Origin of the sequence: Kutzneria sp. NPDC051319 (genome assembly GCF_040682195.1) — a bacterium.
In the GTDB taxonomy this organism is placed as follows: domain Bacteria; phylum Actinomycetota; class Actinomycetes; order Mycobacteriales; family Pseudonocardiaceae; genus Kutzneria.
Genome location: NZ_JBFBAM010000037.1, coordinates 75,623 through 88,476 on the forward strand (window position 1 = coordinate 75,623; position 12,854 = coordinate 88,476).

14 protein-coding genes and 2 pseudogenes are annotated in these 12,854 nt (G+C 70.0%); 1 reads left to right on the forward strand and 15 read right to left on the reverse strand.

Translation table 11 applies throughout. From position 1 onward, the window contains the following. Positions 1-2 precede the first annotated feature (2 nt). The 15 genes and pseudogenes from hypE to AB0M73_RS30385 all read right to left on the reverse strand — a co-directional run bounded on the left by hypE (position 3) and on the right by AB0M73_RS30385 (position 12,048). A complete protein-coding gene (hypE, locus tag AB0M73_RS30315; protein WP_363897502.1) occupies positions 3-1,076 on the reverse strand; it encodes a hydrogenase expression/formation protein HypE in 1,074 nt (357 codons plus the stop codon). Further along, positions 1,073-2,209 carry a hydrogenase formation protein HypD gene (gene hypD / locus AB0M73_RS30320; protein WP_363897505.1) on the reverse strand — a complete coding sequence of 379 codons (1,137 nt, stop codon included), beginning with the start codon at positions 2,207-2,209 and terminating at the stop codon, positions 1,073-1,075. The genes hypE and hypD overlap by 4 nt, the downstream gene beginning before the upstream one ends. 3 nt (positions 2,210-2,212) lie before the next feature. Beyond that, positions 2,213-2,488, reverse strand: a complete 276-nt coding sequence (locus AB0M73_RS30325; RefSeq protein WP_043714052.1) for a HypC/HybG/HupF family hydrogenase formation chaperone — start codon at positions 2,486-2,488, stop codon at positions 2,213-2,215. Then, positions 2,466-2,972 carry a hydrogenase maturation protease gene (locus AB0M73_RS30330; protein WP_363897508.1) on the reverse strand — a complete coding sequence of 169 codons (507 nt, stop codon included), beginning with the start codon at positions 2,970-2,972 and terminating at the stop codon, positions 2,466-2,468. Before AB0M73_RS30330 ends, AB0M73_RS30325 begins: the two co-directional genes overlap by 23 nt. Then, positions 2,969-4,222, reverse strand: coding sequence for a hypothetical protein (locus AB0M73_RS30335; RefSeq protein ID WP_363897511.1), 1,254 nt, complete (start codon positions 4,220-4,222; stop codon positions 2,969-2,971). Before AB0M73_RS30335 ends, AB0M73_RS30330 begins: the two co-directional genes overlap by 4 nt. Further along, entirely contained in the window at positions 4,219-4,851 is a 633-nt protein-coding gene (locus tag AB0M73_RS30340) for a DUF6084 family protein (protein ID WP_363897514.1), read from the reverse strand. Before AB0M73_RS30340 ends, AB0M73_RS30335 begins: the two co-directional genes overlap by 4 nt. Next, positions 4,844-5,377, reverse strand: a complete 534-nt coding sequence (locus AB0M73_RS30345) for a DUF5947 family protein (RefSeq protein ID WP_363897517.1) — start codon at positions 5,375-5,377, stop codon at positions 4,844-4,846. Before AB0M73_RS30345 ends, AB0M73_RS30340 begins: the two co-directional genes overlap by 8 nt. 59 nt (positions 5,378-5,436) lie before the next feature. Continuing rightward, positions 5,437-5,742 carry a Rieske 2Fe-2S domain-containing protein gene (locus AB0M73_RS30350; protein ID WP_363897546.1) on the reverse strand — a complete coding sequence of 102 codons (306 nt, stop codon included), beginning with the start codon at positions 5,740-5,742 and terminating at the stop codon, positions 5,437-5,439. 92 nt (positions 5,743-5,834) lie between these two features. Then, positions 5,835-6,269 (reverse strand): annotated as a pseudogene (locus AB0M73_RS30355) (NifU family protein); the annotation flags it as partial. Positions 6,270-6,272: 3 nt separating this feature from the next. Continuing rightward, a pseudogene (locus tag AB0M73_RS30360) lies at positions 6,273-8,041 on the reverse strand (nickel-dependent hydrogenase large subunit). Between the two features lie 13 nt (positions 8,042-8,054). Next, entirely contained in the window at positions 8,055-9,098 is a 1,044-nt protein-coding gene (locus AB0M73_RS30365; protein ID WP_363897520.1) for a hydrogenase expression protein HypE, read from the reverse strand. After that, complete coding sequence (locus AB0M73_RS30370) at positions 9,095-9,748, reverse strand: SIS domain-containing protein (protein ID WP_363897524.1); 654 nt, start codon at positions 9,746-9,748, stop codon at positions 9,095-9,097. The genes AB0M73_RS30365 and AB0M73_RS30370 overlap by 4 nt, the downstream gene beginning before the upstream one ends. Then, a complete protein-coding gene (locus tag AB0M73_RS30375) occupies positions 9,748-9,978 on the reverse strand; it encodes a HypC/HybG/HupF family hydrogenase formation chaperone (RefSeq protein ID WP_363897527.1) in 231 nt (76 codons plus the stop codon). The genes AB0M73_RS30370 and AB0M73_RS30375 overlap by 1 nt, the downstream gene beginning before the upstream one ends. Next, positions 9,975-10,511 carry an SIS domain-containing protein gene (locus AB0M73_RS30380; RefSeq protein WP_363897549.1) on the reverse strand — a complete coding sequence of 179 codons (537 nt, stop codon included), beginning with the start codon at positions 10,509-10,511 and terminating at the stop codon, positions 9,975-9,977. The genes AB0M73_RS30375 and AB0M73_RS30380 overlap by 4 nt, the downstream gene beginning before the upstream one ends. Before the next feature lie 178 nt (positions 10,512-10,689). Beyond that, positions 10,690-12,048, reverse strand: a complete 1,359-nt coding sequence (locus tag AB0M73_RS30385; protein WP_363897530.1) for an MFS transporter — start codon at positions 12,046-12,048, stop codon at positions 10,690-10,692. A 117-nt stretch (positions 12,049-12,165) separates the two neighbouring features. Here AB0M73_RS30385 and AB0M73_RS30390 point away from each other — a divergent pair, with 117 nt between their 5' ends. Further along, positions 12,166-12,789 carry a transglycosylase family protein gene (locus AB0M73_RS30390; RefSeq protein ID WP_363897552.1) on the forward strand — a complete coding sequence of 208 codons (624 nt, stop codon included), beginning with the start codon at positions 12,166-12,168 and terminating at the stop codon, positions 12,787-12,789. The last annotated feature ends 65 nt before the right edge of the window (positions 12,790-12,854 follow it).

A 12,854-nucleotide genomic window follows, 5' to 3' on the forward strand; every position in this document is an offset into this window, starting at 1 on the left:
GGTCAGCAGATCCGCGGCAGGGGATCGCCGACCAGCATGTCCACGATCCGGGTCCCGCCGAACGCCGTGTTGAGCAGCACCATGCCCGGCTGATCGGCCTCGACCCGCCCGATCACGGCCGCCTGCGCCCCCAACGGATGCGCCCGCATGGCCGCCAACGCCGTCGAAGCCTGATCAGCGGCGACGGCAGCGACGAGACGCCCCTCGCAGGCCACGTACAGGGGATCGATGCCCAACAGCTCGCTGGCGCCCCGCACCTCGGGCCGCACCGGAATGGCGTTCTCGTCGACGATCACCGACACCTGCGCGTCGGTGGCGATCTCGTTGAGGATCGTCGCCACCCCGCCCCGAGTGGCGTCCCGCATCGCGTGCACACCGCTACAGGACGCCAGCAGCTCCGCGACCAGGCCGTTCAACGGGGCCGTGTCGGACACCAGGTCCGCCTCGATGTCCAACTCGCCACGGGCCAGCATGATGGTCACCCCGTGCTCGCCGATCGGCCCGGAAACCAAGATCGCATCTCCGGGCTGAACTGCGGAAACACCCAGCGAACCGGAACCTTCGATGATCCCCACGCCGGCGGTGTTGACGTAGCAGCCGTCGGCCTTGCCGCGCTGCACGACCTTGGTGTCGCCGGTGACGATCATGACCCCGGCCCGGTCCGCCGCCGCCCGCATGGAGGCCACGATCCGGGTCAGGTCGGCGATCGGGAAACCCTCCTCCAGGATGAAGCCGCAGGTCAGGTACAGCGGCGTCGCCCCGGACACGGCCAGGTCGTTCACGGTCCCGTTCACCGCGAGGTCCCCGATGTCCCCGCCCGGGAAGAACAGCGGCGACACCACGTACGAGTCGGTGGTCAACGCCAACCGAGCGTCCCCGACCTGGAGCCGGGCCGCGTCCTCCAACGGCGCCAGCAGCGGGTTGCTGAAGGCGTTCAGGAACACGGCCTCGATCAGCGTGTGGGTGGCCTTGCCGCCGGCGCCGTGCGACAGGGTGATCCGCTCCTCCCGCACCTTGGCCGGCCGCCGCCGCTGCCGCTCGATCCGGTCCAGCACCTGCCGCTCGCGGTCGATCATCCGATGCTCACCTCCTGCACCCGCTTGCGGCTGAACCGGCCGAAGTTGTAGTACGCGGCGCAGGCGCCCTCGGGAGAGACCATGCAGGTGCCGATGGGCGTCTCCGGCGTGCAGGCGGTGCCGAACACCTTGCACTCCCACGGCTTCAACACGCCCTTGAGCACCTCGCCGCACTGGCACGCCTTGGGATCGGCGACCCGCAGCCCCGGCACCTCGAAGCGCGTCTCGGCGTCGAAGGCGGCGTACTCGTCACGGACGCGCAGCGCCGAGTGGGAGATGAAGCCCAGGCCCCGCCACTCGAAGTAGGGCCGCAGCCGCATGGTCTGGTTGATCACCCGCAACGCCACCGGATTGCCCGCCCACGGCACGACCCGCGAGTACTGGTTCTCCACCTCGGACCGGCCCTCGTGCAGCTGCACCATCAGCATGTAGATCGACTGGAGGATGTCCAGCGGCTCGAACCCGGCCACCACCACCGGTTTCCCGTACGAGGCGGCGATGAACTCGTACGGGCGGCAGCCGATCACCGTCGACACGTGACCGGGCCCGATGAAGCCGTCCAGCCGCAGGTCGGGGGAGTCCAGGATGGCCTTGATGGCCTTGATGGCCGGAATGATCGTCACGTGGTTGCAGAACACCGAGAAGTTGTCCAACCCCTCGCCGGCCGCCCGCAGCAGCGTCATGGCGGTGGACGGGGCGGTGGTCTCGAACCCGATGGCCATGAACACCACCTGGCGGTCCGGGTTCTGCCGGGCCAGCTTCAACGAGTCCAGCGGCGAGTACACCATGCGGATGGTGGTGCCCTCGGCGTTGGAGTCGAAGAAGTTCCCGCCGCTGCCGGGCACCCGCATCATGTCCCCGAACGAGGTCATCAGCACGCCGGGCTGCCGGGCGATGTGGATGGCGTCGTCGACCCGGCCCATCGGGATCACGCACACCGGGCAGCCCGGGCCGTGCACGAGCTGCACCTGCTCGGGCAGGTAGTCCTCCAGCCCGTGCTTGTAGATGGTGTGGGTGTGGCCGCCGCAGACCTCCATGAACTTGTAGCGCCGCCCCGGCTCACACAGCCCGGCGATCTTCGACGCCAGCGCCCGGGCCTTGTCGGCGTCGCGGAACTCGTCGACGAAACGCACGGCTCACTCCTCGATCCGGGAGGCGGCCAGCGCGGCCATCTCGTCCTCGTAGGCCTTGCCGATGGACTCCAGGAACTCCATCGCCGCCCGCGCCTCGGCCTCGTCGATCTTGGACAGCGCGAAGCCGACGTGGATGAGCACCCAGTCGCCCGGCGCGAGGTCCTCGCCCTCCAGCAGTCCGATGTTGATGGCCCGCTTCACGCCGGAGACGTCCACCTTGGCCAGGTCGGGCCGGTCGGCGAGGATCTCGATGACCTCACCGGGAATGCCCAGGCACATCACACACCTCCACGAGTTCGAGCACCGTCCGCACGGCCGCGTCCACGGCCGCCGCGACCAGCGGGGACAGTCCGATGTGGTCGGTCACGCTGGCCGGCTCGCAGCCGACCAGCAGCACCCGCGGGCAATGGCCGCCGAGCATCGCCAGCAGCCCCATCACCAGGTCGGGCTGCATGCCATGGGCGTCGACCGAGGCGGCGGGCTCGCTCACGGGATCCAGCTCCACCACGTACACCGTGCCGGGGGCGTCGCCGCGGGAGGTGGCGTCGACGAGGATGGTGGTGTCGTAGCCGTCGACCAGGTCGAACGCCAGGTGCATGCCGGACACGCCGTAGTCGCGCACCTCCACCCCGGCCGGTAGCTCCATAGTGGACAGTCGGCGCGCCACCTCGACGCCGAAGCCGTCGTCCCCGAGGAAGATGTTGCCCACGCCCGCGATCAGCACGTTCGCCGCGTCGAACGGTTCGCTCGCAAGCTCACTCATAGCGGCTGCACCTCCTCGGCCGAGAAGTACCGGAACCGCCCGTAGTCGGGGTCGAGGTCGCCGTCGATCGTCACGGCCACGTGCAGCTCGCCGTCCACGTCGTGCAGCACGGCCTGCACGGTGGCCTCCCGCCCCTGCAGGAACATGTCCTGGGCGTCGGCCCGCCGCTGCCCAGGCCGCAGCCGCACCCGAGAGCCCCGCGCGACCCGCACGCCGTCGACGATCACACTGTCGGTGTCGGGATCCACGGTCGTGTCGGCGCCGGGGTCCCACCACGGCTGCTCGCCGGTGACCGAGCGCAGGTAGCGGATGGTGCCGTGCAGGCGGTCCAGTAGCTCCGGCGGCATCGCGTCCACCCGGTCGACGATGCGGGCGGCACGGGGGTCGGTGGCGCGGGCCTCGCGCTTCTCCTCGTCGGTCAATGCCATCGTGCGCAGGGTGAGGATCTCGTCGATCTCCAGCCCGTCGAACAGCTCCCCGGCGCTCTCCTGCGCGATCGACGGGTAGTCGTAGAGGATGATCGGCGAGGACAGCACCGTGCCGGCGTCGCCGACCAGCACCGGCCAGGTCCGCTCGCAGCGGCACTCCTCGACGGCGCGCCTGGCCCACTCCGGCGGGTCCACCATCGACACGAAACGCCCGGGAGACACCGACATCACCGTGTGTGCGGCGATCAACGCGTGCCGCAGCGCCTCGTCACGGCCGGAGCACTCCGCACCGGAGACATTCGCCACGGTGACGGAAAGCCGTGACGCCCCATACGGTCCCGGCAGCGCGTCGGCCCGCACCCGCAGCTCCCCGGACAGCGGCCACCGCCGCCGCACCACCCGAACCTGCGGCGAGGGCCGTTCCTCCAGCGAACCGCCGTCGACCGTGAACGGCACGGTGTTGTCCCCGGCCAGCAGATCGGCGAACCGCAGCACAGCGTCGACCTCCTGCTCCACGGCCTCGTCCCAGCTGGTCCACTCCGTGTCGCCGACCATCGCCGACGGCACTTCCACGCCGTCGACGAGCACGCTTCGGGCCTGGACCTGGAGGAACCGCAGCCGCAGGTGCAGGCAGCTGTGCAGCGACGGCTCCACCAGCAGCTGCGTGACGCAGCTCGACGGCTCGTCCGCGTAGGAAGCCGGCATGAGCACCCCGAACTGCCAGCGCAGCTGGTTCTTCACCGCCGACGCCCGGTACGGGTACAGCAGATACCCCTCGTACAGGACGGCATCGGCCACCGCCCGCGCCTGCTCCAGGCTCACGGCGACGCCTCCTTCAGCAGGGCCCGGATCGCGTCGTCCCAAGTGGGGATGGCATTGGCCGCCTTGTACCGCAGCATCGCGTCCACGGTGTCGCGGTCGAGGCGGATCCACGCCCCGTGCGGGAAATAGGCGTCCATCAGCTCCCGCCACACCGTCACCGGCATCCGGTACGACGCCTGCTGATGCCAGGGGATCGGGTGCACCCAGAAACCCTTCTCTCCCTTGGCGAACACGGTCCCGGAGAACAGCAGCACCAGCGGCACGACGCCGTCGTCGAGGGCGTGGAAGTACTTGCCGGCCGCCACCTCCAGGTCGTAGGTGCAGGGCACTTCCAGGTCCACCTCGGTGGCGCCGGTGAAGCTGGGGACCATCACGGAGGCGGTGGTGAACTGCATCGGCTTGAGCGTCTCGCCCCACCGCGACCGGTCCCCGAACAGGTAGGTCAGCAGCTCCGCCTCGTGCTCGGCGTAGTGCCGCAGCTGGGGCTCGATGCGGATCTGCACCCGCAGCGCGATGGCGTGCACGTCGGCCGCGTTGACCTCGGCGATGTGCAGTCGGAACACCAGCGCCGGCCCCACGCCGTAGCGCAGCGGGTGCACGTCCAGGCATTCGAAGGCAAGCTCAGCCACGGCCACGCCCCCGCAGCTCGGCGAAGAACCGGTCGATCTCCCGCCACGCCTCGGTGCCGCCGTCGAAGCCCTTCCAGGTCAGCCGCACCAGCCCGACCAGTCGGTAGCAGGCGTCGATCGGCACCAGGAAGCCCTCGAACGTGTCGCCCTCCACGTTGATCAGCAGCGCCTCCACGTCCGGCGCCAGATCGGCCAGCACCGGGTTGTCCGCCATGAGCCGGGTCCAGGAGTCCAGGGCCAGCAGGGATTCCGTCGCACCGGCCGGGCTCGGGTAGAACGCCGCCGGCGCGCCCAGCTCGGAGTTGGTGAACACGAACGCCATCCGCACCGGGATGCCCGCCGTCTCCCACCACTCCCGGCCGCCGACCAGGTCCGGCACGTGCACGTATCGCTCGGGGACGGCGCGGTGCTTGCCGGCGCTGGCGTGCGTGAACAGCAGATAGCACGGCCGGCACGCGCACAGGATGGCCCGCGACTCCACGTTGACCACGTGCGAGTGCTCATGCTCGATGGGTCGCGCGCACATCTCGCAGCGCTCCTCCGGATCCACCGGGGGGCGCTGCGCGAAGCGCCGTAGGCCGGAAGTCATGCCGAGACCGCGACCCGGATCGTGCCGTCGTCCGACGCCAGCAGCGGCAGCGGGTCCAGGTGCCCGTTCCCGTTGACCGCCCGGCCCGCCGCCACCACGTCGTAGCTCGCTCCGCACGACGGACACGACAACAGCCGCCCGTCGAAGTGCCCACCGGACAACGCCTCCTGACACGCCGCGCACCGGTCCCGGTAGGCATACAGGGTCCCGCCGGCGTTGCACACCACCGTCGCCGCGCCCCGCACCCGTGCCGAGGAGACGGCCCCGGGCGCGACCTGTCGGCCTCGCCCAGCTCCACCCACGACGCCTTCTCCGCCGTGACCAGAGGCAGCAGCGGCCGACCACCGGGCCCGGTCTCCAACGGCACCACGCCTTCGACGTCGATGCGCACGATCTCCGGGGCCGCGTGCTCGATGGCCTGCTCGATCGCCAGCTTCACGGTCACTGTGGAGGACGGGCAGCCGTCGCAGCTGCCGCCCAGGGCCAGCCGCAGCACGCCCTCGTCGGTGATCTCCACGAAGCTCACGTCGCCCGAGTGCGACCCCAGGTAGGGCCGCACCCCGTCCAGGGCGCGCTGCACCCGCTGCTCCAGGCTGTGCGGGTGCAGGTCGTGCACCACCAGCACCCCGGCGACGAGCTGGTCGGCGGCCAGGCTCTCCAGCACCGGCTCCGGCGTCAGCTCCACGATCCGCTCCAGCGCGGTCCCGTAGAACTCCACCACCGTGCGGACCAGCTCCTCCGCGCGGGCGGCGAGCGTCGGGTCGGCGAGCGCCTCGAACTCGGCCAGCAGCCGCTCGACGCGGTCGCCCACCTCACCGGCGGAAGCCACCCGTCACTCCCCGAGGGCGGAGCCGAAGGCGTGCGGGGTGTGCAGCTTCTCGATCACCTTGCCGGTGGACAGGTTCATGTGGACCCCGCACGGCAGGCACGGGTCGAAGCTGCGCACCGCCCGCATGATGTCGATGCCCTTGAAGTTCTCCTGGCTGTTCTCCTCGAAGATCGGCGTGTTCTGCACGGCGTCCTCGTACGGGCCGGCCGTGCCGAAGGAGTCCCGCACGCTGCCGTTCCACGGCGTGGGCGGGTACGGGTGGTAGTTGGCGATCTTGCCGCCGCGGACGACCATGTGGTGCGACAGCACGCCCCGCACGGCCTCGGTGAAGCCGCAGGAGATCGCCTCGTCCGGCACGGTGAACTTCTCCCACGTCTTGGTGTTGCCGCCGCGGATCTCGGCCAGCGCCTGCTCCACGAAGTACAGCGCCATGCCGGCGGCGTAGGCCTGGAAGTAGGTGCGGGCCCGGTTGCGCTCCAGGGCGTTGCTCCACTGTGGAATCTTCCACTCGAAGCCGACCTCGGGCCTGGTCGCCGTGCGCGGCAGGTCGATCTTCACGCTGTGCCCGGTCGAGTTCACGTACGGGGTGTGCACCATGTCGGCCAGCGCCGTGACCCACAGGCGGGCGATGGGGCCGCCGCCGGTGTCCAGCGCCAGGTGGTCCTTGCCGTCGAACCAGCGCGGCGACATCGTCCACGAGTACTTGTCGTCGAAGTCCCGCTTGGCCGGCCGGGGAATGGTGTGCTGGTTCCAGGGGTGGCGGCGGTCCACCGGGTTGCCCAGCGGATCGGACGTCACGAACATCTCCTGGTCCTCCCAGTCCTCGTAGAACGAGGAGCCCAGCAGGATCCGGATGCCCAGGTTGATGTCGACCAGGCTCGTGGTCACCAGCTTGCCGTCCACCACGACCCCGGGCGTGACGAACATCTTGCGGCCCCAGTCGGCCATGTTCCGGTAGCTGAAGTCGCAGTAGTTCGGGTCGTTGAGCGAGCCCAGCAGCCCAGCAGGACGCGGCGGCGGCCGACCTCCTCGTAGCCGGGCAGCGCCTCGTAGAAGAAGTCGAACAGATCGTCGTGCATCGGCACGACCCGCTTCATGAACTCCACGTACCGCATCAGCCGGGTCAGGTAGTCGGTGAACAGCTGCACCGTCGCCACCGTGCCGACCCCGCCCGGGTACAGCGTGGACGGGTGCACGTGCCGGCCTTCCATCAGGCAGAACATCTCCCGGGTGGACCGGGACACCTGGAGGGCCTCGCGGTAGAACTCGCCCTCCAGCGGGTTGAGCGAGCGCATGATGTCGCCGATGAAGCGGTAGCCGTGCTCGGCGGCGTGCGGGGCCTCGGTGCGGTTGGCCAGCTCCAGCACGCCCGGGTTGGTCTCGCGGACCATGCGCTCGCAGTAGTCCACGCCGACCAGGTTCTCCTGGAAGATGTTGTGGTCGAACATGTACTCGGCGGCCTCGCCCAGGTTGATGATCCACTCGCCGAGGTGCGGCGGCCGCACGCCGTAGGCCATGTTCTGGGTGTAGACCGAGCAGGTGGCGTGGTTGTCGCCGCAGATCCCGCAGATCCGGCTGGTGATGAAGTGGGCGTCGCGCGGGTCTTTGCCCTTCATGAAGATGCTGTAGCCGCGGAACACCGAGGAGGTGGAGTGGCACTCCACGACGCGCTTGGCCGGCCAGTCGATCTTCGTGTAGATGCCCAGGCTGCCCACGATCCGGGTGATCGGGTCCCACGACATCTCGACGAGGTCGTTCTTCGAGGTGGTCATCGCCGGGGCCTCCCTACGACCAGGACTTGGTGTAGCCGGTGTGGAGCTCCTTGCCCTTCTTGCGCCACTTGGGCTCGCGGTTGGCCTTGCGCAGCGTGATCCCGCGCAGCCGCCGGATCACCGACCCGTACGCGCCGCTCGCCGCGGCCGACACCCGGGCGCCGGGCGGCTCGTCCATGAACGGCATGAACTGGTCCGGGAAGCCGGGCATGGTGCAGCCGATGCAGATGCCGCCCACGTTGGGGCAGCCGCCGATGCCGTTGATCCAGCCCCGCTTGGGCACGTTGCACTTGACCACCGGGCCCCAGCAGCCGATCTTGACCAGGCAGCGCGGGGAGCCGTACTCGTCGGCGAACTGGCCCTGCTCGTAGTAACCGGCCCGGTCGCAGCCCTCGTGCACGGTCGCCCCGAACAGCCACTGTGGCCGCAGCTGCTCGTCCAGCGGGATCATCGGCGCCTGCCCGGCGGCCAGGTACAGCAAGTAGAGGATCGTCTCGGACAGGTTGTCCGGGTGGATCGGGCAGCCCGGCACGCACACGATCGGGATGCCGGCCTTGGACGTCCAGTCCCAGCCCAGGTAGTCGGGCACGCCCATGGCCCCGGTCGGGTTGCCGGCCATCGCGTGGATCCCGCCGTAGGCCGCGCAGGTCCCCACGGCCAGCACGGCCAACGCCTTGGGCGCCAACCGGTCCAGCCACTCGCTGGTGGTCATCGGCTGGCCGGTGGCCGGGTCGTTGCCGAACCCGCACCAGTAGCCCTCCGACTTGATCGACTCGTTGGGGATCGACCCCTCCACCACGAGCACGAACGGCTCCAGCTCGCCCGCGTCGGCCTTGTGGAACCAGTCGATGAAGTTGTCGGCGCCCTGCACCGGGCCGCACTCGAAGTCGATCAGCGGCCAGTGCACGGCGATCTTGGGCAGTCCCGGCAGGGCGCCGAGCACGATCTCCTCGATGCTGGGCTGCGTCGCCGCGGTCAGCGCGACGGAGTCCCCGTCGCAGCTCAGACCGGCGTTGATCCACAGGATATGGATGGGCTGTTCTTCGGTGGTGCTCACTGGTCATCACCCCTGAGCCGGTCGAGAACGAGTTCCCACAGCGCGTGGTAGATGGTGGTCTGGGCCTCCTGCACGCGGTGCACGGAGGCCGACGGCACGGTGAACAGGTGGTCGATGGTGTCCAGCTCGGCCATCCGCCCGCCGTCGTAGCCGGCGATGCCGACCGTGAGCAGCCCGCGCCGGCCCGCCTCGTCGAAGGCGGCCAGCAGATTGGCCGAGTTGCCGCTGGTCGACAGCCCCACCGCGATGTCGCCCGGCCGCGACAGCGCCGCGAGCTGCCGGGCGAACACCACGTCGAAGCCGATGTCGTTGGACAGCGCCGTCACCACGGCGATGTCGTTGGTCAGGCACAGCGCCGTCAGCGGCCGCAGCCCGCCGCCAGGGGACAGGAACAGGGCGGCGACCTCCTGGGCGTCGGTGGAGGAGCCGCCGTTGCCGAACGACAGCAGCCGCCCGCCGGCCGCGAACCGCTCGGCCATCTCCGCCGCGCACCGGGCCATCCGGTCACCGTCAGCGGCCAGCACCCGGGTCCGCAGCTCGGTGATCTCCCGCGCCTTGGCCACCGTGGACGCGCTGACCTGGGCCAGCACCGCCTCCAGATCGACCTTGTCGGCGTACAGGAACGGGTAGAGCGCCTCGACGTCGGTCATCAGGAGCCTTCTTGGATGACGGCGATCGCCTCGCCGGCGTGCACCAGCACCGTCGCGCCAATGTGGGCGTCCACCAGGGCGACACTGACCTCTTCGCGCCCCGAACCCGTCTCCACGACGGCCAGGTCGTCGGCCAGTAGCTCGACCACGGTCACCTCGACCGCGGTGTCGCCGCAGGTGATGCAGCTGTTATCGGCGCACCGGGGTAAGTCACCCGATCCGGTGGTCATCGCACCATCGCCGGCTCCAGGACTCCCGGCTGCTCGAAGAACACGTGCACCAGCTCCCACAGCACGTGGTACGCGGTGACGTGCACCTCCTTGACCACCCGCGGGTCGTCCGAGCGGGCCACCAGCGTGTGCTCGGCGGCCCGCTCGGCCACGATCCGGCCGCCGTCCCCGCCGACCAGCGCCACGGTCAGCATGCCCACGGCGCGGGCCTGCTCCAGGCCACGCAGGATGTTGGGGCAGTTGCCGTCGACCGACAGCGCGAGCGCGATATCGGCGGGCTCGGCCAGGAACCGGATCTGATGGGCGAACGCCTCGTCCAGGCCGACCGCGGTCAGTGTCGCCACGTCCGAGGTCAGCGAGACCGCCGGCAGGGCCCGCTTGCCGACGATCACCGGGTGCACGAACTCCACGGCGACGTGCTGGGCGTCGGTGGAGCAGCCGCCGTTGCCGAACACCACGAGCTTGCCGCCGCGGTGGAAGCGCACGGCCATGGCGTGACAGGCGCGGGCGACTTCCTCGGCGTGCCCGGCCAGGTCGTCGAGGGGGCGGTGCGACGGTCGAACAGCGCGCGGGGACTCGCGCCGTCGGGTGCCCGCGCCATGCGGGGTCACTTCCCTCGTGGTGGGAGGTAGTGCGGGACAGAACTGTCCCCACCCTAGAACTGTTGCCTAGACCACACAACCAGCTGTTGATTTTTACGGAAACGTGTGATCACCGGCTCTGCTCCAGTGTGCCCGGCACCTCGTTGCCCGCCGCGGCGATCGCCTTGCGCACGTTGACCAGCAGCAACAGCACCAGCCCGATGACGAAGAACGCGATCAGCGAGAAGATCGCCGACCGGTAGCTGCCGGTGTTCTGCAGCACCAGCCCGAACAGCAGCGGACCGAGCGCCGAGGTGCCCGAGCTGGAGATCTCGAACAGGCTGAAGTACTCCGCCTCCTTGCCGGTCGGGATCATGCTGGCGAACATCGACCGCGACAGCGCCTGGCTGCCGCCCAGCACCAGCGAGATCCCGACGGCCAGCAGGTAGAACTGCACCGGCTGGCCCGGCTGTAGGAAGTACGCCAGCGTGATCAGCACCGACCACACCACCAGCGACCACGCCACCACGCGCTTGGCGCCCCACCGCTGCGCCAGCTTGCCCAGCAGCAGCGCCCCGCCGAACGAGGCGAACTGCACCAGCAGGATTGCCGAGAGCAGGATGTTGTCGTCCAGCTTGAGCTCGTTCTGCCCGTAGTCGGCGGCCAGTGTCGTGGTGGTCGCGATGCCGTCGTAGTAGACGAGGTAGGCCACCAGGAACAGCAGCGTCCACGGGTACAGCCGCAGATGCCGCAGCGTGTCGCCGAGCTCCTTGAAGCCCGCGGTGATCGCCGAGCCGGCCGCCGGCGCGTGCTTGTCGGCCGACATCGGCATCTTCCGCAGCACCACCGCCGGCACGATCATGAACGCCGCCCACCACACACCCGCGCTGCACAGCGACAGCCGTGCCAGCTCGGACTTGTCGCTGATCAGGAACGACGCGACGAGATTGAGCGCCAGCAGCGAGCCGCCGCCCAGATAGCCCACGGCCCAGCCGATCGAGGACACCGCGTCCCGCTCGTCCGGCCCGGCCAGATCCGGCAGCAGCGAGTTGTAGACCACCCGGGCGCACTTGTAGGTCAGGAACGCCACCATGAACAGCACCGAGCCCAGGACCCAGTCCGTCAGCCCGACGAACACCATCGCCACGCAGGCGATCGCGCCGATGTAGGCGAAACCGAACAGCAGCTGCCGCTTGCGGCCGGTCCGGTCGGCGAAGGCCCCGACGATCGGCATCAGCACGATCAGCAGCACCGAGCCCAGCGACACCGTGTAGGTGAACAGCGACGCCGGCGCGATCGGGATGCCCAGCACGTGCAGCCGGCCGTTCTCGCCCACCGCGTGCTCGGCCACCGACGGCAGGTAGCGGCTCATGAACACCGCAAGCACCGTCGTCTCGAACACCTGCGCCGCCCAGCCGTAGCTGTACCAGCCGAAACGCAGCCGCTTGATCGCCGGCGCGCCGGCAGCCCCAGTCGTGGCCTCAGTCATCGCTGCCTTCCGGCGTCGTCGTCGGGTGGTGCCGAACGGTATCGGTGATCATGGGCCGTCAGCCATGCGGGTCACCAAGTTGTGACTGCACCGCAGCGGACCTACCGTCGGTTCGTGATCACCCGATCGCCGCTGGTCACCGCGGCACTGCTGGCCGTGTTCGCGGTCCTGTCCGCCGGCACGGCCGCGGCCGATCCAAGCAAGCAGGACTGGGCCCGGCTGCGCCTGTGCGAGTCCTCCGACTCCTACACCGCCGTGTCCGCGGACGGGAAGCACTACGGCGCCTACCAGTTCGACCTGCCCACGTGGGCCAGCGTCGGCGGCACGGGCCTGCCCAGCCAGGCCGCTCCCGCCGAGCAGGACTACCGGGCCCTGTACCTGTACCGCATGCGCGGCTGGCAGCCGTGGGAATGCGGCGACAAGCTCGGGCTCGTCCCCGACACCGACGCCGCCTCCCGCCGCGCGCCCACCACCGCCGACGCCGCCTACATCGCCGTGCCCATCTGGCCCGGCAAGGTGTTCCTGGCCGGCGACTGCGCCGCCGCCCTGGCCACCTGGCAGCAGCGCATGGCCGCCTTCGGCTACCTGTTCGGCACCCCCGGCTGCTACGACGGCGCCACCCGCCAGGCCGTCCGCGACCTCCAGGGCGCCAACGCCATCACCGTCACCGGGCAGCTGGGCCGCCTCACGTGGAACGCCGCCTGGCTCGGCAACCCACCCCTCGGTCACCACTCTCGGTGACCACCCCGTTATGCAGGGAAGGACGCCTTACCCGCGTTGAACGCGGGTAAGGCGTCCTTCCCTGC

Excerpts from the sequence above, each read along its gene's own strand:
- hypE (WP_363897502.1), bottom strand. The coding sequence starts at position 1,076 with ATGATCGACCGCGAGCGGCAGGTGCTGGACCGGATCGAGCGGCAGCGG.
- AB0M73_RS30325 (WP_043714052.1), bottom strand. The coding sequence starts at position 2,488 with ATGTGCCTGGGCATTCCCGGTGAGGTCATCGAGATCCTCGCCGACCGG.
- AB0M73_RS30330 (WP_363897508.1), bottom strand. The coding sequence starts at position 2,972 with ATGAGTGAGCTTGCGAGCGAACCGTTCGACGCGGCGAACGTGCTGATC.
- AB0M73_RS30345 (WP_363897517.1), bottom strand. The coding sequence starts at position 5,377 with ATGTGCGCGCGACCCATCGAGCATGAGCACTCGCACGTGGTCAACGTG.
- AB0M73_RS30370 (WP_363897524.1), bottom strand. The coding sequence starts at position 9,748 with ATGACCGACGTCGAGGCGCTCTACCCGTTCCTGTACGCCGACAAGGTC.
- AB0M73_RS30375 (WP_363897527.1), bottom strand. The coding sequence starts at position 9,978 with ATGACCACCGGATCGGGTGACTTACCCCGGTGCGCCGATAACAGCTGC.
- AB0M73_RS30385 (WP_363897530.1), bottom strand. The coding sequence starts at position 12,048 with ATGACTGAGGCCACGACTGGGGCTGCCGGCGCGCCGGCGATCAAGCGG.